This window comes from Pseudomonas sp. FW300-N1A1 (genome assembly GCF_058789115.1).
Genome location: NZ_JBYTBK010000049.1, coordinates 1 through 21693, shown reverse-complemented (window position 1 = coordinate 21693; position 21693 = coordinate 1). Strand labels below are relative to the sequence as shown.

Here is a 21693-nt window from a genome sequence, read left to right as displayed (position 1 = left end):
AGTGAGCGAATGCGCAGGGCAGCGGCGATGGTAAAACCATTGCCCCTGAATAATATCGCGCGAATGTTAATACAAATTAACAAATGGAGAGCGGACTTTTGGACAAGTCTGTAGGGGATTTCTGAAAAATGGTCGCTATCACCCTCGATGACTGCCTTTCGCCAAGCTCACAGCAAACTGAGCAGGTAGTCGTACTTCTGTCGCAGCACCGGCATGCGCTGTTTTTCCTGATACTCGGCAATGGTCTCCGGGCGCAGGCAATGGAAGAGGGCGTTGAGCAGGAACATGTAATGCAGGTTGCGCAGCGCTTCCCCAGTGTCGAAGCCGGCGGGCAGGGCCTCGCGGTAGGCGTCCAGAAACTGCTGCCGGGCGGTGAGGAACACCGGCATGTCCTTGCGTCGGAACAAGGCCCCCAGGTAGGCCCCGCCATCGAACCCCACGCGCCCGACCTTGACCTCGCTCCAGTCGATCAATTGCAGTTGGCCGTTGTCGATGAACAGGTTCTTGCGCAGGTAATCCATGTGGCTGATGCAGCGGGGACTGCGGCGCGCGGCACGGCCCAGGCGCGCCAGCAGCGGCTCGAAAGCCTTGAACGAGTCCGCCAGGCCGATGAAGCGCTCATCGCTCTGGGCCAGGCGTTCAAGTTCGGGCAGGCAGCGGGCAAAGTTGAAGCGCGGGCGCAGCAGGAACCAGGGGCGATAGAAGTCCATGCTCCAGAACAGCGGGGTCTTGTGCCGCGGCTGCTGGCTCAGATAGTGGTGGCTGAGGCTTTCCAGTTCGGCGATGCCGAGCGCCAGTTGCTTGGCAATGGCCTGCATGCGCGGCGGCTTACCGCGTACGAAACTGGTAAAAATCAGACTTTCCCACGGGGTTTCAATGACGCCCAGGCAGGCGGGGTAGTGAAAGTGCTCGCTGCCGCTGAGCATGTCCCGGGCCCGATAAAAGCGGGCTTCCTGGCTGCCGATGAAAGCCACTTTGCGAATCGATTTCTCCACCAGTTCCAGGTCCTGGCCGGTGCAGGGGTCGACGAGTCGATGGTGGCGCACATAGTTGACGAATGAAGCGTTGGAGGCCAGGTCCTGGCTGGTGATGGTCAGGGGGCGCTCACCCCAGTGAGGGTGCAGGGTGCGTAAATGGTGTTCCAGGTGACCGTGTTGCCAGCGGTAGAGCGTTCTGCAGCCTTGCAGGGGGTGTAGATCCAGGTTCATAGCTTCAACTTAGGCAAGCGCCGTATGTCCGACTTGTAGCGGTTTTGGTAACAATATGCTGCGGGATACAGAACGCAGGCACAACGAAAAGTTTGGTGAAATGGCTGTTGCAGTCGCTCGGGCGGGCATTAAAGCGTTTAAACTGCTCGCCCGGCAGCAATGGGACTTTGCTAAATGTTGCAAAAACCCTAAAATTCGCCGTTCAACACTACGTTGTTTTTCAAGGACGAAAGTCAAAACATGAATCACCTCGCTATCGCTAAAGAAGCCCTTATTGCCCAGGCGCAGGCTGTCACTCAGATGGCCAGCCGTCTGGATGGTGAATTCCAGAATGCCGTCGAGCTCATCCTCGGCTGCAAAGGCCGCACCGTCGTGTGTGGCATGGGCAAATCCGGCCTGATCGGGAAAAAGATGGTCGCGACCTTCGCCTCCACCGGCACCCCGAGTTTCTTCCTGCACCCGGCGGAAGCCTTTCACGGCGACCTGGGCATGCTCAAGTCCATCGACGTGCTGATCCTGATCAGCTACAGCGGCGAAACCGATGAACTGATCAAGCTGATCCCGAGTCTGAAGTCCTTTGGCAACAAAATCATCGCCATGACTGGTAACGGCAAGTCGACCCTGGCCAAGCACGCGGATATCTGGCTGGACATCTCTGTCGAGCGCGAAGTGTGCCCGAATAACCTGGCCCCTACCACGTCGACCCTGGCGACCATGGCCATGGGCGATGCCCTGGCCGTGGCATTGATCGACGCCATTCAGTTCAAGGCCATGGACTTTGCCCGTTACCACCCCGGCGGTAGCCTGGGCCGTAAACTGCTGACCCGCGTCAGCGACGTCATGCATTCGCCGGCACCGATCGTCACCCCGGCCACCAGCTTCCACGACTGCCTGCTCGTCATGACCCAAAGCCGCATGGGGCTGACCGTGGTCATGGACGACAATGTGCTGGTCGGTATCGTCACCGACGGCGACCTGCGCCGCGCGCTGCTGGAAGACGAAGGCGTGATCCACACCACCGTGGCCCACTTCATGACCGCCAACCCGCACACCATCAAGGCAGACGCGCAGCTGTCGGAAGCCGAAGCCTACATGCTCGACAACAAGATCCGTGCCCTGGCCGTCACCAACCACGACAACGCTGTCGTGGGTGTGGTTGAGATCTTCGACTGATACCGCTGAACCCCAAGGCTTTGATCGTTCCCGCGCTTTCGCGTGGGAATGCAGCCAGGGACGCTCTGCGTCCCATCAAAGACCCAAAGCCAAGCGCTGATCTGCACAAGCGATAACGGGGCCCGAGTTCGGCCCCGTTACCCTCAACAGCGAACAGTCCTTGCGCTTACTGCGCCATCCTCGCCATCACCTGCGCATAACCCGCCGCAGTGCCTAATACCGCCTCCTTGCCCTGGGCAAACAGGATAGCGTCCGCCACTTCACGGAACGCACCGGTACCGCCCGCAGCCTTCAGCTCATGGGTGGCCGCCGCCTTCACGTACACCGGCGCATCCGCCACGGCAAACGACAGCGCGCACGCGGCGAACGCCGGCAGGTCGATGCAGTCGTCGCCGATGCACGCCGTTTGTGCGGCACTGACACCGGCTTCGGCCATCAACTGGTTGCAGGCCGCCAGCTTGTCCTTCACACCGAATTGGCAGAGGGTAATGCCCAGGTCGGCCACGCGCTTGCGCAGGGTGGCCGAATCACGACCCGACAGCACCGCGACCCGCACACCGTTTTCTTCCAGCAGGCGCATGCCCATGCCGTCACGCACATGGAAGCGCTTCAGGCATTCGCCGGTGGCGTCGTAATAGATGCCTCCGTCGGTGAGCACGCCGTCCACATCGGTGATCACCAGGCGGATGTCATTCAGCGTCGGTCGTGGGGCAGGGGCCTGGCCGCTCATCAGCGCACGCACTTGCTCCAGGCACTCTGGCGTGTCCACGCCTGGGCCGGTTGGCTCCACCAGGTACGCTCGAATGCAGTAGCCCGCGGCCATCAGCCGCAGTTGCTCGAGCTTCTCGGCGTGTTCCAGCATCGGCTGCGGCAGGCTGCTGTAGTCGGCCAGCACGTCGCGACGATAGCCGTACACACCGACGTGCTTGAGGTAGTGAGCGACTTCGCCGTCCCGTGGGTACGGGATCGGCGAGCGGCTGAAGTACAGCGCGTTGCCGTTATTGGCCAGCACCACTTTCACGGTGTTGGGGTTGCCGGCTTCGTGTGCTTCGATCGGGTGGCACAGGGTGCCGACCTTCACGCTCGCATCGGCGAGCATGCCAACTGCAAGCGCCTCGATGTCCGCCGGACGCACCAGCGGCTCATCACCTTGCAGGTTGATGTAGATGTCTGCCTCGACCTGGGCCATGACTTCGGCCAGGCGGTCGGTGCCGGACGGGTGATCCGGCGAGGTCATGACGCACTCACCGCCAAACGCCCGCACCGCTTGCGCGACGCGTTCATCGTCGGTAGCCACCACGACCACCTGGGCATTGGCGACTTGCAGGGCGCGCTCGTAGACGTGCTGCACCATCGGCTTGCCGGCAATGTCGGCAAGCGGCTTGCCTGGCAGGCGAGTCGAGCCATAGCGGGCCGGAATGATAATCGCGACCCGTTGTTCTGTACGTGCCATGTTCAGAATCCTTGCTTCAAGATGCGCAGCTTCAGGCAATGTTCAGGGGGGCGAACGACTTGACCAGATCATCCAGTGCCTTGATCTGCGCCAGGAACGGCTCCAGTTGATCCAGCGGCAGGGCGCTCGGGCCGTCGCACTTGGCCTGGTCCGGGTTCGGGTGAGCTTCCAGGAACAGACCGGCCAGGCCAACGCCCATGCCAGCGCGGGCCAATTCGACCACCTGGTCGCGACGACCACCGGACGCGGCGCCCGACGGATCGCGCTGCTGCAGGGCGTGGGTCACGTCGAAAATGATCGGCAGGTTCTCGCAGGTACGCTTCATCACGCCAAAGCCCAGCATGTCCACCACCAGGTTGTCATAACCCAGGCAGGTGCCACGGTCGCACAGGATCAACTGGTCGTTACCGGCTTCCTTGAATTTGTGCACGATGTTCTGCACTTGCGACGGGCTGAGGAACTGAGGCTTCTTGATGTTCACCGGCTTGCCGGTCTTGGCCAGGGCCATCACCAGGTCAGTCTGGCGCGCCAGGAACGCAGGCAATTGCAGTACGTCGGCTACTTCGGCAACGGGAGCCGCTTGATAAATCTCGTGCACGTCGGTAATCACCGGAACACCGAACTCAGCCTTCACCGCTTCGAAAATCCGCAGGCCTTCTTCCATGCCAGGACCGCGATAGGAGTGAATAGACGAACGGTTGGCCTTGTCGAAGCTCGCCTTGAACACATAAGGAATGCCCAGCTTCTCGGTGACTCGCACGTACTCGGCGCACGCGGTCAGGGCCAGGTCCAGGGATTCAAGGACGTTGATGCCGCCGAAGAGAACGAAGGGGGCGTTGTTGGAGCATTCGATGGTTGGGGTGATTTTGATCATGGTCGTATTCGCATTAAATGATGATTTCTGCAGTCAGAAATCGTATTTCTGACTGTGTTGTTTTAACTCAATTAGGGTTCTTGTCTATGCTTGCTGGCCGGCAAGATAGTTTACGAGTTCGCGGTATGTTTTTTTGTTGGCGAACAATTGTTTCGCTTTGTTCTGATTCGCCACTCGAATGCCGTAATCTTTCTTGAGGTTGAATTCATACTTAGATATGAACTCAACAATATCGTCGGATTTGTTCGCGATAGTTGATGGGAATTCACTTCCCAAGCATTCCTGGCCTAGTTTGTTTGTGATTAGGTGCTTTCCGGCAAATACCGCCTCAACGCTTTTAAAGTTCAGGCCGCCCTGAACCAGTACAGGATTCAGCGAAACATCAATGTTGTTGTAGAAGTCGCCGATGCTATTCACGAAGCCAAGTGGTACAACATTAGGGTCGAGAAAGATTTTTGGCAAAATTTCTACAGACTTACAAATGGAACCGGCTATGAAAAGCTTGCTGTCTGGCGAGTATTTTTTAATAGATGGCCACCAATCATCCAGAATATGTACCAATGATTTTACGTTGGCCGACATTTGGCCGCCGATAAACCCAAAGTGCAGGGGTTTGCCATGCGGGCGAGATTTAACCTGCGACAGGGCATAGTCAAATCCGGATGATGCACGAATTACATTGGTGGCATTATTAAGTGATTTTTTTAGGATGTCTTCATCGGATACAGAAATAGCAAGCACGGAGTCGCATTTTTTTAGTTGCTCTATTTCGCATCTTTTTTCAATTAGGCTGTTGAAGAATATTCGTTCTTTTCGGTTTAGGATTTCGTCGTTTCTTGTGAATTGAACATCATGCGTATCGCAAATTACTTTGAAATTTTCGCTGTCGTGTATTATGTAATCGAGGGCGCCCATCATCCATGCATAAGAGACGATTACTGATTCGTAGTTATTTGCAAGATAGAGAGAGTTTACCCAGCGCTTGCACGACTCAGTGGGGCGAGTATTGAGGCGTTCAGAGAAAAGTTCGGGAAGTTCTTTGGGTTTCCCAAGAATAACTCGTGCTTTTGATTCTAGGTAGCGCTTTGTATTTACGGTTGAACTGTGTTTTTTCTTATTATTTTTGTAGATGTAAACGTTATTGCATATTGTTTTTAGCGCTGTTTGGTATTCGCTTTGCTTGACATTTTTTGGCGTGGTGATCAGGACGTCAACTGAAATACCATTTTTGCCAAGATTGAATAACAAATTGAATACGCGCTGGTGCGATCCCAATGTCAGTGGCAGGATGGAGCCAGGAAATACCAGCAGTGTAGATGCTTTTCTGTTTGGATTCAGTCGGTACCTTGTGAGCTTGCCATCGCTGTGAATATGCCAAACGTTCCCAAGGCTGTTGGAGAAGAAGCTGTTTAGCATCTTTTCATCGATAGCATGATTCTCCGCCGCAACCAATATCAAATCGTTGGCGCTGCAGCAGAAGTCTAAAAATGATTGAGTGTCTTTAGCTTCTTTTAAGTTTGAGTGTGGAGCTACTTTTTTTAAGTTTAATCCGACATAGTTATTGTCTTTGTTTTTAGATAGTAACTCGCTAACGGTGGCTTGTTGAGCGGCGTTGATGGTGTCAATGAAGATCGCAATGTTTTTCATAAGTATGTTCTCTGGTTACCTTACTTCATTGCCGTAGATATCGATAGTCTTGTTGAACTTGTAGTCGGGTTTTGCTGATTTACATTCGTTGACTACTTTTATTGAGTATCGGTCTTTGTTTGGCTTTCTTGAAGTTGAGAAATCATACTGCTTGGCATCTATGTGTTTCTTCGTTATTTCAGTTAGCCAATCTTTTGTTATGGGGGATTTGTTTTTTCTGTATGTCAAGTCAAGCGTAGCATTAAGCGGGAAAGCAAGGTGTACTTCAGCTCTATCAGTTTGCGGCTTGGTAGAGATTGAATTCTGCTGCGCTTCTGTACGCGCGACGCTTTTGGGCTTGATCGAAAGCTGTGCATCAACTACCGACTTGTTGTAAGGGCCGTTTGGTAGTAGTAGATTTGACTTTGATAACCATCCTAGATAGTTGATCAGTCTCTGATGATTCACGCCAGTGGAATTGCTTTTTGAGTTCAGTTCATTCGTTAAGCCGGCGGAAGAGTAAATGGACTGCCCTAAGGAAATAACTTGTTTTCCTTTTATCAGTGCTTCAAGGCCAACTGTGCTGTTAATGGTCACTACAAGGTCGGACCAATCCAGCCAGTGATCCAGGCTCTTTTCGCTTGATACCTTTACGTTTTCAAAGCGCGGAATGTTAATAAGCGTCTCGGAGGTTTCTTCCGGGTGTGGCCGTATTAGGAACGAGCTTTCTTCGGTGTTCAGTGCAGAGTAGATGTCTAAAAATGTCTCTCTCATTGAACGGTACTTGCAGTACAGGATAATGTTTGTATCCAGTTGAACCTGCAAAGGAAAGAAAATGTTTAGGTTTTTCTTTGGAGGGATATTTTCATTGGCTTGGGTGCTGATGTTAAACACCTGTTTGACAAATTCTACTTCCTCGCCGGACAGTGAAAAGCTGTCCACGATCGACGGGGTCAGTGCATTCAATGAAGATGCGCCATTAACGCCCGTGCGATCGATAAATAGCGAGCCTTTAAGTAGGCCGCGCTCAAGGAACGCGCACTCTATTTTTCGGCGCTCGCAGATAAGTCGAAGGATATTGGCGACATAGCCTGTAAAGCCGTTCCAGATAACTATCTTTTCTGGCTTGTGAGTCTCGATGATGTTGGATAGGGTCTTGTGGATCCGGTGGATATCCCTAATGGTTTTTGCCCGCTGCCCGGGCCAGCCAACAATCGGACGCCTTTTGGATTCGGCACTCATGACATCATTGTATTTGATGCCGTCCTCGAGGAAAGACTCTATCGTTACGTCTTTGGCAGGGGTGTCCTGCGATGCTAATGCTTCGAGCGATATGGTCTTTATACCGCTATTTTCGAAGTAGCGTCCCTTGGCGTTGGAGTATAGAAGTATTATTGGTGAGTGCCCGGCCTCTTTTAATTCAAGGGCCAGTGTCATTATTCTGTTTTGGTTCTCTAAGTGGTCGCCGCATTGAATAAGTATGTTCATGTTTGCACTTCAATTTGCCTTGTTCTATTTGCCTTTGTGGGAAAAGGAACAAGGCTTAATACGATTTTTGCACAACTTTGTGATTGTGCGCGGTTTACAGATGGTTATGCTGGCTCTCGTTTGGATTCAACGCTACGTCCGTAGCGATCCTCGAAGCGGACGATATCGTCTTCGCCTAAATATCCGCCTGATTGAACCTCAATCATTTCCAGAGGAATTTTCCCCGGGTTCTCAAGCGCATGCACTACACCAATCGGAATGTAGGTCGACTGATTTTCGCTCAGCAGTATCTGCTTGTCGCCAATCGATACTTTTGCTGTGCCGGTCACCACAATCCAGTGTTCTGCACGGTGGTGGTGCATCTGCACCGAGAGCTTTTGCCCTGGTGCAACGGTGATGCGCTTCACCTGATAGCGCGGTCCTTGGTCAATGGAGTCATACGCGCCCCACGGGCGATACACCTTGCGGTGGTTGGTTGCTTCGGTGCGCGCACTCTGCTTGATCCGGTCAACCAGCAGTTTGACGTCCTGCGCCTTGTCCTTGGCTGCGACCATTACCGCGTCCGCGGTTTCGACCACTATCACGTCATCCAGGCCCAGTACGGACACCAGGCGGTGTTCAGCGTGGACGTAGGCATTGCGGGTCGCTTCAAGCATGACGTCGCCGCGAGATGCATTGCCTTGCGCGTCCTTGTCCGCGATTTCCCAGACCGCCGACCATGAGCCAACGTCATTCCATCCTGCGTCCAGAGGGACTACCGACACCTGGTTGGATCGCTCCATCACGGCATAGTCGATAGAGATGTTTTCAGCGGCTGCAAAGGCCGTGACGTCCAGGCGGGTGAAGTCCAGGTCCTCTTTGGCATTGCCCAGTGCCGCTTGTACGGCGGCCAACACTTGAGGTGCATGTTCGCGCAGTTGGGCGAGCATGCTCGATGCCTGGAACAGGAACATGCCGCTGTTCCAGTAATAACGGCCGTCTGCCAGATACTCTTGGGCGGTAGTGAGGTCCGGTTTTTCGACGAAAGCCTGAACGGCCTGGATCTCGTCGGACTTCTCTGCAACACGGATGTAACCGTAACCGGTTTCGGCTTTGTTCGGCACGATCCCGAAGGTCACAATCCGGCCGTCACGTGCTGCCGGCGCGCCTTTCGCGAAGGCTTCACGCAAGGATTCCAAGTCATCGAATACGTGGTCGGCGGGCAACACCAGCAGCAATTCATCCTTGCCGGTCGCCAGTGCTTTCACGACGGCCGCTGCAATGGCCGGGGCGGTGTTGCGACCGATAGGCTCCAGCAGAATGGCTTGAGGGGTGATGCCGAGCGCGCGGCACTGCTCGGCGACGAGGAAACGATGGTCCTCGTTACTGACCACGATGGGCGTCAGGGGGCCATCCTGGATGCCCGCCAAGCGCGACAGCGTGGTCTGGAACAGCGACTGATCACCGCTGAGGGTGAGGAACTGCTTCGGGTGCATGGCACGAGAAAGCGGCCAGAGTCGGGAGCCGGAGCCGCCAGAAAGTATTACTGGGATCATGTAATTTCCCTATTGCTGATCAGATTTAAAAGTTACTTGTAAGCGCCCGTGGCATTACCTAGCAGCATGGTCTGTACGATTGGCGAAATAACCTTTTGCCATTCATAGATCGCTGCGTTGGTCACGTAGATGGTGTCATCCGGCTTGATGATGATCTGGCGGGCATAGAACACTGCTGCGGGATCACGCATGTCCAGGCGAAGAACCGTGGGTTTCGGATTGGATGCTTCGCCCATACGGAATACGAACACACCTTCCGGATTGGCATTGGCTTCACGCAGGCCACCGACACTGCCCAGCGCATCCAGCAGGCTGGTGTTCTGTGCTGGCATGTCCTTCAGGCCGGGTTCGCCGACGGCGCCCATGGCGACGAAGCGCTGGCGTGCACGGTCCAGGACCACTTCCGAGTTCGGGCGCAGCACCATGTTGTTGCCGGCCAGTACGTCTTCATAGTTGAACTGCTGGACCTGGCTGCCGGTGCGTACGGTGACGTTGACCAGGTGTGGCTCCATCACCGGGCCGCCGGCCTGGTTGACGGCGTCGAGCAGGGTCAGTGGGCCTTGCAGGGTGCTGAAGCGGCCAGGGGACTTGACCGCGCCGGCTACCAGTACCGAACCCGACAGGTCGCCGACCAGTTCGACGTGGGTCTGCACGTCGGTGGTCACGCCTTTGAGCTGTTTGCGGATCATGTTCTCAACCTGGTTGAGGGTCATGCCGGCGACGAACTGACGGCCAACGTAGGGCAGGGAGATCATGCCCTGGTCGTCGATGCGGGTCTTGAGTTGGGTGCCGCCGGTGGACAGCGGTGCAAACAGGGCCGAGCCTTCCGGTGCGTTGTCGGTGATCAGTACGCTAAGGGTGTCACCAGCCATCAGGTGCGCCGAAGGGGCGACCGGCTTGGCGATGCTCGACTGCACCGGACGCTCGGCACCGCGCATGTAAGGCGCGATGGTGTTGGCGTTGATCTCGACCAGGTTGTACGGCTGGTTCTTGGCCTCGATATCGCCCTTGTACGGGCCGGCGCCCGACAGCGTGCCGCCGCATCCGGCCAGGCCGAGGGTTGCCAGGGCCAGCGCTGCCAGTTTCAGGTTGAACTTAGGGGAGACAGCAGGGGATTTAATCACGATGATCCTCGATCGAAGCCAGGATGAAGCGGGTTATGCCGTACAGCATGAGCAGGCCAAGCAGGATGGTTGCCAGGTTGTACAAACGCTCTGGGTACAAGGCCAGTTGTGGGGTGTTCGGGCTGACCACGGTGACCAGGGTGCGGATCTTTTTGCTGGCCTCGATACGGGCGTTGTCGAGGGCGGCGACGGCGGTCTTGTAGCTTTCTTCGGCGATGCCGGCGTCCAGGGTCAGTTGCTGGTAGCGCGAGGCGACCACGTTCAACTGGGTGCCATTAGGCGAGGAAACCAGCAGGCGTTTTTCCTTGGCCAGTTGCTGGGTGATCGCGTTGACTTTCTGCTTTTGCTGTCTGACCTGGGGCGAGTCGGCCCGCAACTTGAACAGCATTTCGGTGAGTACCGCCTGCTCCTTGGTGTACTGGCCTTCCAGGTCGGCAATGATGGTTGCGCGGCTCTGTGCGGTGTTGCCGCCGTCCAGTACCTTGTTGTCATACTGGAAGTCGAGCAGTTCGGTCTTGCGCTCGGCGTAGTTGCTCCGCACCGTTTCCAGCTCGCTTCGGGCGAAGGCCATTTGCTCGCGGGCGATGCTGTGGCTGACTTCGTTGACGAAGTGTTCGCTGGCCTGAAGGATGGTGCGCAGCATCTGCTCCGACAGCTCAGGGGTAAAGGCTTGCACCTCGACCCGCAGCAGGCCGGTGGTTTCGTCATAGTGAGCCGAGACCATGCGCTGGTAGTACTTGAGCAAATCTTCGCGCTCGGCGTCCTGGTTCAGCCAGAAGAACATGTCGCGGCGCTGGGCGGCATATTGCTCGATCCAGTGCAGGCGCTCTTCCAGCAGCAGCATCATGTCCATGGACACGATGTACTCGCGCAGGTAGAGGGTCTCCTCCCGGGAGGCCGGGTTGGTGCCGGTCAGCAGGGTTGCCAGCCCGGGCACTGCCGCACCCTGGTTGCCGCCATCCTGGCGGACCACCACCTGGGCGGAGCTGACATAGCGGTCGATGGCGAACGCGCCGTAGTAGATGGCCGCCAGGGCCAGTGGCAGGACCACCAGGCCGATTGCCAGGCGCCAGCCCTTGAGTTTACCCGTACTGCTCATATGTGATGCATCCTTGAAGTGGAACGGTGCTGCGATATAAGGGGGGGATCAGGTGTTGTAGGCCTTGATGCCTTCGGCGACGTCTTCGTAGATCTGGATGCCGCCATCGCGTACCAGCAGGACGATGTCGCAGAGCTTTTCGACTTCGGGCATGGTGTGGGTGACCAGCACCACTTTCGATTGCTGCAGTTTTTCCCGGAAGACTTCGGCGCATTTGCGCTTGAACTGCGCATCGCCCACCGACATCACTTCGTCGATCAGGTAGTAGTCGAAGTCGAAGGCCATGCTCAGGCCGAAGGCTACGCGTGAGCGCATGCCGGAGGAGTAGGTCTTGATCGGTTCATCGATCCAGTCGCCGATTTCGGCGAACTCCTGGACGTAACGGACTTTCTCACGCATGGCTTCGCCTTCGGCGCCGTAGACCCGGCAGACGAACTTGATGTTGTCACGCCCGGTCATGCTGCCCTGAAAGCCTCCCGCCAAACCGACTGGCCAGGAAATGCTCCGGTCGGTGACGATGGAGCCGGAGTCGGGGATGTCGGCACCGCCGAGCAGGCGCATCAGGGTCGACTTGCCTGCGCCGTTGCGGCCGATCAGGCCAATGTTCTTGCCCGGTGGAATCGACAGTGACAGGTTGCGGAACACAAACCGACGCCCCTTTGGGGTCAGGTAGGACTTGGTGACATTCTTGAGTTCGAACACGTTGCCTGTCCTCAGCCGTTTTTCGTGGAAATGAGGTGCAGCCGGCGGGCGCGGTAGCTGCCGAGGGAGACGAACAGCAGTATTACGGTGAAGGTGATTACGTACTCTTCTGATACACCGTCGACGGGAGTGTAATGAGGCAATACTTCGGCACGGATCAGTTCTACCAGGTGCAGGAATGGGTTCAGTAGCAACAGCGGCATCATCCCCTGCGGCAAGTAAGAGGCTGGCATCAGCACGCCGGAAATGAAGTAAAGCGGAAAGAAGGCCATCCGAATGACCACCTTGAGGCTGGGAAGCGCGTGCGTAATCAGCGCCAATAGCATGCCCAGGCCAAAAGCGAACAGCAGGCCAAGAACCAGAGTCGCCACCCATTGGAGGGGGCTGTGTATCGACATGTCGAAGCCGAACCAGGCGAAGCCGAATACCAGAATCGCGTAGACCGTGACGCTGATGCAGGTTTCCACCAGTACTCGGGCGACATAAGTGTCCAGTGGTTTGATCTGTTTGTAAGCGAACAACGAACGGTTTTCCCGCAGGCTGTCCATTAATCGCAGGGCGGTGTTGCGATAGAGCAGGAAAGGTGCCATTCCCACCAGGATGAATACCGGGTATTCAATGCCAGCGACGGTGCGGCCGCGAATCAGCGAAAACAGTAGGCTGAAGATAAGCAGGTGGCAAAGTGGCTCGATCAAGGTCCACACTGCCCCCATGCGTCGGTCGCCGAAGCGGGCTCGCGCCTCGCGCAGCACCAAGGCAAAGATGACCGATTTTTGAATCTGGAAGGAGGAACGAGGCTTCAAGATATTTACCGCAAAGCGAAGCAGCGTGCCAAGGCACGCCGGTGAATTCATTTCAGGAAAAGCCCGTGTCCCGCGCGGTGATTTGGGGGATTCAGGCAGCTTCCTTGCTCTAAGGACGGGGAGATTAATCGCTGGGTGGTATTAGCGTCAAGGGATAAGCATTCCCTATTATCTACGCGCTTGCCTACATAGAGGCACTACATTTCGCAGTGAAAAACTACATTGAACAATGAGGTCATCATCAAAAATGACGGGGGCGACTTATTGATGTGGAGTGATATCAATAGGCCATCAATGCTTTGTTCTCGGATATTGCTGGTTAATGGTGTCTAGCTATTCGGGGGCTTGTCGGTTGGTCGTGTAAATTGTCCACGAAATGACTAGGGCCTGTGTGCATTTTTCTGGGTTTTGCCTGTGCTCATCGCGGTTTTGGGTTGTTGTAGTATCTGTTTGGGGAGGGCTTGCAGGTGATGCAGGAGCTTTTGTCTGAGGGGCGATTTTACGCTGGGTGTGTCGATCGAGAGCAATCGTTTAGGTTTGGATTTCAGTGTGCCTGTGTCGATATAGGGTACCGCGCAGGCACGCGATTTGTTGGATCTTGGGGGGGGGTGAAAATTATGCTAGCGCTTCGACTGGGGATTGTATCTTATTGATCAGCTCCATCCAATGCGCATCAGATCCCTCCCAGCGGGGTTTTTCCCCACGCTCTACGTGTAGAAAGCTGAACCGGTTATCCAGCTCCTGGGTTTCGATGTCAGAGTTCATGTATTGAGCGTCACGAATTAAGATGATTCTGAATCTTAGATTTGGCAAGGCTTTTTGAATTGATATTGGGAGTTGGTTTAGTTGCTCTGAAGAAATATGTTCTCTGTCTTTCATGTATGGCCATGCTGCGGCTGGAAGTGCGTGGCCCCCAAATCTAATAAATATAACTTCTTCTTCTGTTTTTTTTAGCGTGTCGACCATTTTTTTGTGTTTGTATTCCAGCTTTTCTCTAGCGTTCGAAGTTTTGTCGTCTTCAATTATTGAGATTTTATCTTGTCCCTTTCGATATTCATGGTGATACAGGACGCCGTATTTTTTGCATTCTACTGACTTGGAAGGATCTCCAATGAAGATGTCTTGTGCAAAGCTATCTCCGTTGGTGTCAAATATTTTAGATACCGAGTGTAGTGGCGTTACAAGCCAATCAAATGCGCTGGAAATGAACTGCTCGCCACAATGTTTTTTTAATTGGTAGCTAACTTGGCACCAGGCTCCAAGACTTACGAATAGCATCATGCCTCCAGGGTTTTATCGTTAATTGCCTAGCTGTGTTGAATTCTAGGCCTCTTCGTTTTTTATGAAAAAGCAGGCATGTTTATGCCTAGTGCCAGCATCTTAGCAAAATAGTAGGTTTCATCAATCAGGGATTGTGCGGAGGGGGATTTTTTTTGAGGTGGATGCGTTTCTCTCTCCAGTCTGAAGCGCTTCCTGCTTCTCGTGCCTTCCCTCTCTCCTCGGGACCTTCTCGCTGCGACCTAGCGCTCCATTTCGATTAGAGTTCTGCTGTTGGTCGCTTTTGGCGTTCTGAGGGCATCGGACGCCCATTGAGTCGGAAAGTGCATTTTGTGTGCGGTTGTTGCGATTCTGCTGTCGAAAGGCGCGAGCGTGGATGCTGAGTGATTGGCTAGGGCGGGTTGGAGTTGCGCTGTTTTTTATTTCGGCATTACACGTCAATACTTGGGTGCATTGTCTTAAATGTCGAACTTCAGTGTTGGGTGATTTAAGTTGCGCGGTCCATCAAACGAAATGTTTGAGTAAGGCGTGAAGCGCTGGCGGTACTCAACCCGCTTTGTGTGCCGATTGCTGAGCAATAGCGCTACCTAGCTACCGTTCTGGCTCTCAGTGTGCGCCGAATTATTGGTTGAATGACTCAAGCTGGATCAGCGCTGGATTTGGCTTGCAAGGGCTGCGAGTGGGTGGGGGCTTTGGATGGGCTGTATCACTCGCTTCATGGTGCGAACGAATCTGGGGGGGATCATGTGTGCCACGGTGTGATTGGTCGTAGAGGGTTGCCCGATACATCGCTTCGATGTGCGCAAGGGGGGGGCGGTCTGGGAAATAACTCGGCGTCATATTTTGATTTGGGTAAGCGCTACACAGTCAAGGAGTGATTGCAGGTAGCGCCACCGTTACTACTGGGGGTAAGCTGGCTTTTTTACCAGTTCAGCATGGCGCCATTCGGCTTGTCTGTGGCTCGTAGCCATTGAGTACCGTTCGGTGGTGTCCGCTGCGGCAGTCTGCGCGGGTGACTGTCTCTATCATGTCTTGTCAGTAGTTGCATCAATCCCAAGAGAGGCATGGTCCTCTTGAGCAGTGTTCCACCAATGCTGAAATTGGGGGTCCATGCTGTCATCGTCAAGAGAAATTTTGTCGGCCTGTCTTCTGTCCCATACAACTCCGGTGCGGATCAATTTTCCTGGAGTGCCTGCGACGATGCAGGAGTGGGGGTACTCGTTGTTCTGCAAAAACGAAGATGCGCCAACGATTGAGTTTCTGCCTATTTTTGTACCCTTGCTGATTAATGCTGCCTGTCCAATCCAGACATGGTCGCCAATCAAAACGTCTCCCGGGAGATTGAGTCGCTCGCCTGTGTCGACGCTGTAAATGCCATGGGCATCCGTTGTCCGGACCTGCACATTGTAAGAAAGCATGCAGTCTCTTCCTATTGACACCTCCCGAGCATTATCAGCAAGTATGTAGGCGCCTTCAATGCTGGTGTCCTTCCCGATAAGCACTCGCGCCCCGTTTTTAATCAGAACCCTTAGCTCTCCAATGCGTCGCGGATCTAGCTCGAAAACGCCATCATTGCCAGTTATCGTGATGTCAAGCTTATTTACATTTCTCAGGTTGGTGATATTCACAGTGTTGTTATTTCCCTCAATTAAGATGGAAATACTGCCTTTGGCTTCCTTGGGAACATTGATGACGTTTTGTAGCCCTTTGTCGTTGATACTGACTGGCATATCCGAGGAGCTCTACTGAAAATACAGTTGCGTATTATGACAGTCACAGGGTCACTTGCGTAGCTTTTGCTGTTTTGGGTTTATTTTGTCATCGCAATGGGGTCTAACCTAGTCCAGATTCTGATGTGACGAGGAAGGTTATGCATTAGGCTTGCGGAATGGGCTTTCATCTGTCTCTAGGCAACTGAGCAGTCATATCGGAATGAAGAAAGGGGGCCAGCATAAGACTTCCCCTTTTTCAATTAAAGGGAGAGTTGGTTAACTCGCTTGCTCAGTTCCTGCGCGCTTTCCTTGCGTTCCGAGTAGCGGTCGACGAGGTCGGGGCGGTCGCGCAGCAGGAGGGTGAATTTCACCAGTTCTTCCATTACGTCGACGACGCGGTCGTAGAGGGCTGAGGGTTTCATGCGGTCCTGGTCGTCGAACTCCATGAAGGCCTTTGGCACGGAGGACTGGTTGGGGATGGTGAACATGCGCATCCAGCGCCCGAGCACGCGCAGTTGGTTGACGGTGTTGAACGACTGCGAACCTCCCGAAACCTGCATCACGGCCAGGGTTTTGCCCTGGGTCGGGCGCACGGCGCCGAGGGCCAACGGTACCCAGTCGATTTGTGCCTTGAACACGGCGGACATCGAGCCGTGGCGCTCTGGCGAGCACCACACCTGGCCTTCGGACCACTGCATCAGGGTCAGCAGTTCCTGGACTTTGGGGTGGTCGCTGGGCGCGTCATCCGGCAGGGGCAGGCCGGAGGGGTTGAAGATGCGGGTTTCGGCGCCGAAGTGCTGCAGCAGGCGTGCGGCTTCTTCCACCAGCAGGCGGCTGAACGAGCGCGTGCGGGTCGAGCCATAGAGCAGCAGGATGCGTGGCTTGGGGTTGTCGACAGCGGCGCGGTGCAGGGTGTCGGACAGCAGGGCGTCGAGGTTGGGCAGGTGGTCGCTCACGGTGTGCTCCAGGTCAGAGGGTGGTGATGCGCTCGAGTTCGCGCTGGAATGCGGCGGCGTCGAGGCGGTCGAAGGGCAGTTGCAGGAAGGCGGGGTACCGGGTTTCGAGGGTGGCCAGTGTGGCGTTGAAGGCGACGTCGACGTGGTCTTCGCTGCCGCTCACCCCGGACAGGATGCCGCGGCTACGGTTGGCCGTGCACATGGACAGCACTGTCATGGGGTTCTCCGTTGGAAGCCGCTCATAGGTCGAGGGGCTTTACATATGGTTTGTCGAATATACGGATTATCGAATATTTGGTAAAGCCCGGAGAGGGTTTTATGCAGGCGAACGGTTGGTCGTCGAAACGAAAATGGGCGACCTCAGGGGTTAAAGCTGTTCAGTCAAGAAAGGTTTCAAGCGAGTGAGGAGCCCGTGGCGAGGGAGCTTGCTCCTGCTGGGGCGCGAAGCGCCCCCAACAAAGCTATTGCGGTCTTTCAGAATGAACTCGGCGATAGTTTTTTTGGGGCTGCTATGCAGCCCAGCGCGAGCAAGCTCGCTCGCCACGGGGGATGTATTGAGCCGCCCTGGCCTTAATTGACGGGCATTAACCCCTGAGGTCGCCCATTTTTCGGGTTGGCAGGGAAGAGCGGCAAACCAGCCTTCTCGAAGCGTTAGAGCGCCAGCCCTTCCTGGATTATCGAGAGGAAGTTGTCTTCATTGAGCGCCACCGGGTCCGGTCGTGCCTGCCCGGTACGGGCAACAGTCTGGATCTGCCAGTGCGCCTCGCCGTGGTCGTTCTCGGTGCGGCGGATGTACAGGTCCCTGGTTTTGCCGAGGATATCGACCCGGCCGGTGCCGCCAATGATGAAGCGGGCAATGGGGTCGAGGGTGATGGTGTGGTGGTTGCCTTCGATCTGCAGTTTGTCGATGGCATAGTTGAAGGTCTCGCCGGACGGCAGGCTTTCGAAGACGCGGGTGGGTACCCGGCGAATGTTCAGGCCGGCTTCGGTCAGTGGCTCCAGCCACGTCTCCAGCTGGTGGTACATTTCATAGACCTGTGTCGGCCAATGCTCGATCGCCAGGTCTGCGCAGGCCTGTGCGTCCGCACGGGTCTGCTGTTTTTGCTTCAGTTTTGTGGCGAGCTCATCTGCCTTACTCATACCGATTTCCTATCGTGCTGTAAGTGTGGTCGTTGTCACTTCAAGGTACTTCACCTGGAGGGGCGATTGCCAGTCACTCGCGCCGGGCGGATTTCAGTTCGGAAAGAATTTTTCTTGGACTTGAGCCGCCAGCCGTCACAATACGCCCACCCAAGTTTCGCCCTCAGGTGCGTTGTTAATGAAAAAACTGTACACCCTGGTTGTGCTCTGTGTGCTGACGGCTGTCAGTGTGTTCATGAACCAGGCGCCGCAATCCCGTCAGAGTCAGCCGCAGAATGCGTCGGTGGCGGGGGCGTTTGACTATTACGTGTTGGCACTCTCCTGGTCGCCGACCTTTTGCCTGACCCGTCCGGAAAATGCCCAGTGCTCTGGGAAGGGCTACGGCTTTGTGCTCCACGGCCTGTGGCCGCAGTACGCCCAGGGTGGCTGGCCGCAGTCCTGCGGGCCGAAGGTGGGGTTGTCGCAAGCCGAACGCGCGCGCGGCCTGACGCTGTTTGTGACGCCGGCACTGCTCAAGCATGAGTGGTCGAAGCACGGAACCTGCAGCGGCCTCGGGGCCATGGGTTACCTGGCGGCCGCAGACAAGGCGGTCGGCGCGGTGAAGATCCCCGATCAGTTGCAACCCTTCCACAAGGAGGTCTACTTCTCGGCGCAGGACATTGCGCAGATGTTCCGTCAGAGCAATCCCGGATTAGGGAAGGATGGCCTTGCGGTGATCTGTCGGGGGCCGGAGTTGTCGGAGGTGCGGGTGTGCATGGGCAAGGACTTGTCGTTCCAGGCCTGTGGCAAGGGGGTGAAAAACCAGTGTCGCGCGGGGGATATCCGGGTGCCACCGGTTCGCTAGGGCCGTTTTAACGTAAAACAGGGAAGCGCCTGGCCAGCGGCGCTTCCCTGTTTGCACTCAGTCTGCCTAAGACTGCTCGACAGGCAGGCCCAACGCCGCCAAGTCTTTGCGCAATTGCTCGGCGCTGGTGAACTGAAGCGCGTTGAAGCCTTCCCGGCGCGCACCTTCGATGTTCGGGGCGTGGTCATCGATAAACACCGCATGGTGTCCTTCGAGCTGGTAGCGGGATTTCAGCAGCTGGAAGATCGCCGGGTCGGGCTTGATGATGCCTTCGGCGCCTGACACCAGGATGCCTTCGAACCGGTGCAGGAAGGCGAAACGTTCCAGGGCGATGGGGAAGGTTTCGGCCGACCAGTTGGTCAGGGCCAGCAGGCGGATACCCTTGGCATGCAACTCCTCCAGAATCCGTACGCTGCCTTCCAGAACGCCACCGAGGGTTTCTTCCCAGCGCTCGCGGTAGGCGCGAATCAGCGCTGCTTGCGATGGGTGGCGAGCGATGGCTTCGGCGATCCCGGCTTCCCAGGATCGGCCGGCGTCCTGTTGTTCGTTCCAGGCGGGCGGACAGACCTCGGACAGGAACGTCTCCATGGCCTGTACGTCATCGCCGAAGAGTTTGCGGTACAGGTTTCTCGGGTTCCAGCGGATCAGGACATTACCGAGGTCGAATACCACGGTGTCGATGGTTGCGGGATGGTTCAATGTGCTCATGCTTTTCCTCCATTGATCGGCTTGGCGTGGGTGTCGTCCTTGGGCGGTCTCATCCTAGCAGAGGCGTTTCGGGTCGTCGGTATTTGCATGCTGGTGGCACCCGATGGGGCGTGGCGGTTTGCATGCACTGTGACAGCGTGACCATTTGCCCCTCGTCACTGCCGTAAGATAAGCTCCGCGCACTAGGAGGGCAGGGTCTTTGCTCATGCCATAGCCGTCAAGGATGATGCGTTTGCCTACTCCGATTCACGACCTTCATTACGCCAGCGGTGATCCACTCAAGCGCTTGCCCCTGCGCAAGGCTGCAGTGATTTTCATTGTCGGGGTCTGTTTGTGCCTGTGTGGCTTGCTCTACTTGCAACTGGAGCAGTCCCGGCAGCACGAACTGACCCAGGCTCGACTGGCCTCGGCGAACCTGACCCGGGCGATGGCGCAGCAGGCCCAGGATACGTTTCTGGCGGCCGACCTGGTGGTCACCAGTCTGGTCGACTGGATTTCGTCCGATGGTTTTGGCGCAGCACAATTCGGACAGTTGCAGCGTACCTTTGCGCGTCGGGTGCAGGCGCTTGAACCGTTGCACGGGCTGTTTCTGTTCGACCGCGACGGGCAGTGGGTGGTGACTTCGTTCAACGATCTACCGCGTCGCAAGGGGGTGGCGGATCGTGACTACTTCAAGTTCCATCAGCAGAACCCGTCGCTGCAGGCCCATATCGGGCCGGCGGTTCGCAGTCGGCAGAACGGTGAGTGGATCATTCCGCTGTCGCGGCGCGTGAACGATCGGAACGGCGAGTTCCAGGGTGTGCTGTTGGCCGGGATCCGCATGGCGTATTTCGAGCAGTTTTTCAAAAGCTTCGACCTCGACGACAACGGCTCGATGTTTCTCGCGCTGTCAGACGGCACCTTGCTGGCCCGGCGCCCATATGAGGAGCAGCGTATCGGCGAGTCGCTGGCCCAGGGGGAGATTTTCAGCCGGTACCTGCCGCAGGCACCGTCCGGCAATGCGATGATCCGCTCGGTCCTGGATGATGTGGTGCGCCTGTATGGCTACCGTCAGTTGGACGCTTATCCGCTGGTGGTCTCGGCGGCCGTACCCGAGGGGGCGATTCTTCGGGTGTGGTACGCCAATGCCGTGCAGTCGAGTGTCATTGTCGCCTTGGTAGTGCTAGGCGTTGGTCTGTTTGGCTGGGTGTTTGTTCAGCAAGTGCGCAACGGCGAGCGTATTGAGGCGGACTTGCGCGCCGCACAGGAGCGCCTGGAAGTGATCGCTACCCACGACAGCCTGACCGGGTTGGCCAACCGGCGCTTGTTCGAACGGGCGCTGGACATCGAGTTCTCCCGTGGCGCGCGGCAGCAACGCCCGTTGAGCCTGATCATGCTCGATATCGATTTCTTCAAGCGCTTCAACGACGCCTACGGGCATGTGGCGGGGGACCAGTGCCTGGCACAGGTGGCTGGTGTGGTGAAGCGTCATTGCCAGCGCAAGTCCGACCTGGCAGTGCGCTACGGCGGCGAAGAGTTTGCCGTGTTGCTGCCCGACACCGACATCAAGGGGGCGTTTGCCATTGCCGAGCACATCCGCCTCGCTATCAAGGACTTGCACATCATCCATTGCGGCGCACCGTCGGGCTATCTGACGCTCAGTCTCGGTTGCTTTGCGTTCGTACCCAGGCCCGGGGATGGTATTGAAGCGTTTATCGAGCGGGCAGACGCGGCGTTGTACCAGGCGAAGAACTTTGGCAGAAATCGCACCGTGGTGCTGTCGGTCGAAACCGGTACGCGGGTCAAGGCGCGGGCGGCCGTCACGGAGTGAGGCGTTTGCGGCTGTCACTCGTGCAGGTGGGTTGCGGGTTCTCAACTACAGTTGAACTGCGCCCCACGCTACCCTAATGCCGATCAGTTAAGAGAAATAAAGCCGAACACGAAACCCGTGGCGAGGGAGCTTGCTCCCGCTGGGCTGCGTAGCAGCCCCA

19 protein-coding genes are annotated in these 21693 nt (G+C 56.1%); 3 read left to right on the top strand and 16 right to left on the bottom strand.

All coding sequences use genetic code 11. The features are described 5' to 3' along the window. Positions 1-167: 167 nt before the first annotated feature. On the bottom strand, positions 168-1208 hold the full coding sequence (locus tag AC3WQN_RS23000; RefSeq protein ID WP_256587335.1) for a phosphotransferase: 1041 nt from the start codon (positions 1206-1208) through the stop codon (positions 168-170). 240 nt (positions 1209-1448) lie between these two features. On the opposite strand from AC3WQN_RS23000, the gene AC3WQN_RS22995 reads away from it, so the two are divergent. Further along, positions 1449-2381 carry a KpsF/GutQ family sugar-phosphate isomerase gene (locus AC3WQN_RS22995; RefSeq protein WP_103401622.1) on the top strand — a complete coding sequence of 311 codons (933 nt, stop codon included), beginning with the start codon at positions 1449-1451 and terminating at the stop codon, positions 2379-2381. A 166-nt stretch (positions 2382-2547) separates the two neighbouring features. Here AC3WQN_RS22995 and kdsB read toward each other — a convergent pair whose 3' ends face one another. The 14 genes from kdsB to AC3WQN_RS22925 all read right to left on the bottom strand — a co-directional run bounded on the left by kdsB (position 2548) and on the right by AC3WQN_RS22925 (position 18171). After that, positions 2548-3834, bottom strand: a complete 1287-nt coding sequence (gene kdsB, locus AC3WQN_RS22990; RefSeq protein ID WP_103401621.1) for a 3-deoxy-manno-octulosonate cytidylyltransferase — start codon at positions 3832-3834, stop codon at positions 2548-2550. Positions 3835-3865: 31 nt separating this feature from the next. Beyond that, entirely contained in the window at positions 3866-4708 is an 843-nt protein-coding gene (gene kdsA, locus AC3WQN_RS22985; protein ID WP_103401620.1) for a 3-deoxy-8-phosphooctulonate synthase, read from the bottom strand. 84 nt (positions 4709-4792) lie between these two features. Then, positions 4793-6355 (bottom strand): glycosyltransferase, encoded by a 1563-nt coding sequence (locus AC3WQN_RS22980; RefSeq protein ID WP_103401619.1) that lies wholly within the window; start codon positions 6353-6355, stop codon positions 4793-4795. Positions 6356-6370: 15 nt separating this feature from the next. Next, entirely contained in the window at positions 6371-7822 is a 1452-nt protein-coding gene (locus AC3WQN_RS22975; RefSeq protein ID WP_103401618.1) for a capsular polysaccharide export protein, LipB/KpsS family, read from the bottom strand. 104 nt (positions 7823-7926) lie between these two features. After that, positions 7927-9357, bottom strand: coding sequence for a mannose-1-phosphate guanylyltransferase/mannose-6-phosphate isomerase (locus tag AC3WQN_RS22970; RefSeq protein ID WP_103401617.1), 1431 nt, complete (start codon positions 9355-9357; stop codon positions 7927-7929). Positions 9358-9389: 32 nt separating this feature from the next. Continuing rightward, positions 9390-10481, bottom strand: coding sequence for a polysaccharide biosynthesis/export family protein (locus AC3WQN_RS22965; RefSeq protein ID WP_103401616.1), 1092 nt, complete (start codon positions 10479-10481; stop codon positions 9390-9392). Next, positions 10474-11580, bottom strand: coding sequence for a KpsE/RkpR family capsule polysaccharide export protein (locus tag AC3WQN_RS22960; protein ID WP_103401615.1), 1107 nt, complete (start codon positions 11578-11580; stop codon positions 10474-10476). The genes AC3WQN_RS22965 and AC3WQN_RS22960 overlap by 8 nt, the downstream gene beginning before the upstream one ends. Before the next feature lie 48 nt (positions 11581-11628). Continuing rightward, entirely contained in the window at positions 11629-12282 is a 654-nt protein-coding gene (locus AC3WQN_RS22955; RefSeq protein ID WP_103401614.1) for an ABC transporter ATP-binding protein, read from the bottom strand. Between the two features lie 11 nt (positions 12283-12293). Further along, a complete protein-coding gene (locus AC3WQN_RS22950) occupies positions 12294-13136 on the bottom strand; it encodes an ABC transporter permease (protein ID WP_103401613.1) in 843 nt (280 codons plus the stop codon). Between the two features lie 564 nt (positions 13137-13700). Beyond that, entirely contained in the window at positions 13701-14363 is a 663-nt protein-coding gene (locus AC3WQN_RS22945; protein ID WP_158248616.1) for a DUF1796 family putative cysteine peptidase, read from the bottom strand. Positions 14364-15388: 1025 nt separating this feature from the next. After that, a complete protein-coding gene (locus AC3WQN_RS22940; RefSeq protein WP_103401611.1) occupies positions 15389-16093 on the bottom strand; it encodes an acyltransferase in 705 nt (234 codons plus the stop codon). A 242-nt stretch (positions 16094-16335) separates the two neighbouring features. Next, positions 16336-17031: an arsenical resistance protein ArsH gene (gene arsH, locus AC3WQN_RS22935; RefSeq protein WP_103401610.1), complete on the bottom strand. Its 696-nt coding sequence runs from the start codon at positions 17029-17031 to the stop codon at positions 16336-16338. A gap of 13 nt (positions 17032-17044) precedes the next feature. Continuing rightward, the gene (locus AC3WQN_RS22930) at positions 17045-17248 is read right to left on the bottom strand and encodes a hypothetical protein (RefSeq protein WP_178081940.1); all 204 of its coding nucleotides are present in this window, start codon (positions 17246-17248) and stop codon (positions 17045-17047) included. A 434-nt stretch (positions 17249-17682) separates the two neighbouring features. After that, positions 17683-18171: a hypothetical protein gene (locus tag AC3WQN_RS22925; RefSeq protein ID WP_103401609.1), complete on the bottom strand. Its 489-nt coding sequence runs from the start codon at positions 18169-18171 to the stop codon at positions 17683-17685. 178 nt (positions 18172-18349) lie between these two features. On the opposite strand from AC3WQN_RS22925, the gene AC3WQN_RS22920 reads away from it, so the two are divergent. After that, the gene (locus AC3WQN_RS22920; RefSeq protein WP_103401608.1) at positions 18350-19015 is read left to right on the top strand and encodes a ribonuclease T2 family protein; all 666 of its coding nucleotides are present in this window, start codon (positions 18350-18352) and stop codon (positions 19013-19015) included. A 66-nt stretch (positions 19016-19081) separates the two neighbouring features. Here the strand turns inward: AC3WQN_RS22920 and AC3WQN_RS22915 are convergent, their stop codons facing one another. Further along, positions 19082-19723: an HAD family hydrolase gene (locus AC3WQN_RS22915; RefSeq protein ID WP_103401607.1), complete on the bottom strand. Its 642-nt coding sequence runs from the start codon at positions 19721-19723 to the stop codon at positions 19082-19084. Between the two features lie 232 nt (positions 19724-19955). Here AC3WQN_RS22915 and AC3WQN_RS22910 point away from each other — a divergent pair, with 232 nt between their 5' ends. After that, the gene (locus AC3WQN_RS22910; RefSeq protein ID WP_103401628.1) at positions 19956-21533 is read left to right on the top strand and encodes a sensor domain-containing diguanylate cyclase; all 1578 of its coding nucleotides are present in this window, start codon (positions 19956-19958) and stop codon (positions 21531-21533) included. Positions 21534-21693 lie beyond the last annotated feature (160 nt).

Coding starts and splice junctions, on each gene's coding strand:
- AC3WQN_RS22925 (WP_103401609.1), bottom strand. CDS start 18,171: ATGAGTAAGGCAGATGAGCTCGCCACAAAACTGAAGCAAAAACAGCAG.
- kdsB (WP_103401621.1), bottom strand. CDS start 3,834: ATGGCACGTACAGAACAACGGGTCGCGATTATCATTCCGGCCCGCTAT.
- AC3WQN_RS22960 (WP_103401615.1), bottom strand. CDS start 11,580: ATGAGCAGTACGGGTAAACTCAAGGGCTGGCGCCTGGCAATCGGCCTG.
- AC3WQN_RS22945 (WP_158248616.1), bottom strand. CDS start 14,363: ATGCTATTCGTAAGTCTTGGAGCCTGGTGCCAAGTTAGCTACCAATTA.
- AC3WQN_RS22980 (WP_103401619.1), bottom strand. CDS start 6,355: ATGAAAAACATTGCGATCTTCATTGACACCATCAACGCCGCTCAACAA.
- AC3WQN_RS22930 (WP_178081940.1), bottom strand. CDS start 17,248: ATGACAGTGCTGTCCATGTGCACGGCCAACCGTAGCCGCGGCATCCTG.
- AC3WQN_RS22995 (WP_103401622.1), top strand. CDS start 1,449: ATGAATCACCTCGCTATCGCTAAAGAAGCCCTTATTGCCCAGGCGCAG.
- AC3WQN_RS22975 (WP_103401618.1), bottom strand. CDS start 7,822: ATGAACATACTTATTCAATGCGGCGACCACTTAGAGAACCAAAACAGA.
- AC3WQN_RS22915 (WP_103401607.1), bottom strand. CDS start 19,723: ATGAGCACATTGAACCATCCCGCAACCATCGACACCGTGGTATTCGAC.
- kdsA (WP_103401620.1), bottom strand. CDS start 4,708: ATGATCAAAATCACCCCAACCATCGAATGCTCCAACAACGCCCCCTTC.
- AC3WQN_RS23000 (WP_256587335.1), bottom strand. CDS start 1,208: ATGAACCTGGATCTACACCCCCTGCAAGGCTGCAGAACGCTCTACCGC.
- AC3WQN_RS22950 (WP_103401613.1), bottom strand. CDS start 13,136: ATGAATTCACCGGCGTGCCTTGGCACGCTGCTTCGCTTTGCGGTAAAT.
- AC3WQN_RS22920 (WP_103401608.1), top strand. CDS start 18,350: ATGAAAAAACTGTACACCCTGGTTGTGCTCTGTGTGCTGACGGCTGTC.
- AC3WQN_RS22970 (WP_103401617.1), bottom strand. CDS start 9,357: ATGATCCCAGTAATACTTTCTGGCGGCTCCGGCTCCCGACTCTGGCCG.
- AC3WQN_RS22940 (WP_103401611.1), bottom strand. CDS start 16,093: ATGCCAGTCAGTATCAACGACAAAGGGCTACAAAACGTCATCAATGTT.